The organism is Actinomyces johnsonii (assembly GCF_006546835.1).
Classification (GTDB): domain Bacteria; phylum Actinomycetota; class Actinomycetes; order Actinomycetales; family Actinomycetaceae; genus Actinomyces; species Actinomyces johnsonii.
This window is the reverse complement of sequence record NZ_VICB01000016.1, coordinates 1-1,650: the sequence shown is the minus strand read 5'-3', so window position 1 is coordinate 1,650 and position 1,650 is coordinate 1. Positions and strand designations below refer to the sequence as shown.

1 protein-coding gene is annotated in these 1,650 nt (G+C 65.9%); it reads right to left on the bottom strand.

Features of this window, described 5'->3' with window-relative positions:
• Nucleotides 1-11 precede the first annotated feature (11 nt).
• Nucleotides 12-1,550 (bottom strand): IS1634 family transposase, encoded by a 1,539-nt coding sequence (locus FK256_RS10415; RefSeq protein WP_141424720.1) that lies wholly within the window; start codon nucleotides 1,548-1,550, stop codon nucleotides 12-14.
• Nucleotides 1,551-1,650: the final 100 nt, after the last annotated feature.

The window sequence follows — 1,650 nt, the reverse complement described above, 5'->3', positions numbered from 1 at the left end:
CCTGAGTTGGCTCATTTAGTGTCGTGGTGGATGTTGTGGAGGGCTTGGGTGAGGTCGGGTGGGAGGGGGTCAGCGGCTGTGAGGGTGTGCCCGGCGATGTTGATGGTGATGGTGCGGTAGCGGCGTGCGGTGGTGATCAGGCGTCTGATGGACCAGCCGGTGGTGGTCTCCAGCCAGCGGGCCATGGCAAGGGCGGCGGTGACGATGGTCAGGTGGGCCTCGATGGACTGGCGCAGGTGGTGGTAGATGGGGCGTGCTCGCAGGTCGGACTTGGACATGCGGAAGGACTTCTCGATGTTGTACAGGCGGTGGTAGGCGCTGATGACTGTCTCGGGGTCGGGGCTGGGCAGGTTGGTGACGTAGCCCTTCCACCCGGCCAGGGTACGGGCCCTTTTCTCCAGGTCGCGGTTGATGCTCCGGGTGGCGCCGGACAGGTGCACGAAGCGGTTGCGCTTGACGGGGATCTTTCCTGCGACGGCTTTCTCGGCCTTGGCGACCTGGGTGTCGATCCCGCGTAGGGTGCGTCGGGCTCTGTCGGCGCTGTAGCGGTAGTAGATGGTCTCGTCGCGGCGCTGGTCACTGGGGCCGGCGGGCCAGGGCTGGGTCAGGGTCAGCCCGTCGGGGACGTCCTGGTCGGGGTGGTTGTCGTGCCAGGAGCTGATCACGTGGGGGACGCGTGCGGTGCGTGAGCCCAGCACATAGGACAGACCGGCTCTCTCCAGGGCCTGCTTGTTGGCGGCGCTGATCATCCCGGCGTCAGCCACGACCACCACGTCGTCGAGGTCGTAGGCGTCCATGAAGTCGTTGATCATTGGGATCATGGTGGCGGTCTCGGCCTTGTTGCCCTCGAAGGCCCCGGCCCGTAGAGGGAACCCTGTCTCGTCGGTGAGCAGCCCTACCGTGATCTGCGGCTCCAGGCGTCTTTCCTTGGAGAAGCCCGGCTCGCGAAAGCCGTCGGCCTTGTCGGTCTCGAAGTACAGAGTCGTCACGTCGAACAGGACCAGCGAGGCCCGGCCGATGCGGGCGTACCCGGCCAGCAGACGTGACAGGTCCCGGGTGAAGTCTTCAGCGGCGTAGCTGGGCAGATGACGCTTGACTGTCGCGTAGGACACCGGCGACAGGCCCGCCTCGGTAAGGACCCGCAACGAGTCCTGCTTGCTGGTCGGCTCAATCAGTCTGGCGGTAACGAGCTGGCGGAAGACCTCGTCAGCACCATCGAGTCTGTCCAGCCCCACCGCCTTCCACGCCGTCTCCAGGGCCTCCAGGAGCACTCCCATCCGGTTGGAGGCAATAGGTGCCACGCACCCTGCCCCAGCCGGTTCGTGCGGCGCAGAACCTGCGTCGTTCTCACTGTTCAGGCCCGGCAGGTCGAAGCTGAGCTGGCCGGCGTTGAGTCGTTGCCTGGCGACCTCCTTAAGCACCGCCAGCTCAGCGTCATCATGGGCCGAGCCAATGTGCTCGATGCTGCGCGCCCCCTTCCGGGAGGAGTGCACGATCTGCACCGCACGGGCCCCCGACGCCGTCCTGACCGTGCGAACGTACGGACTCATACCCCCACGTTAGTGCGCACCCCAACCCACGCAACCCCCACAATCCCAACAACAACCAGCCCCCAGGCAACCCAACCACCCCACAATGAGCCAAGTCAGG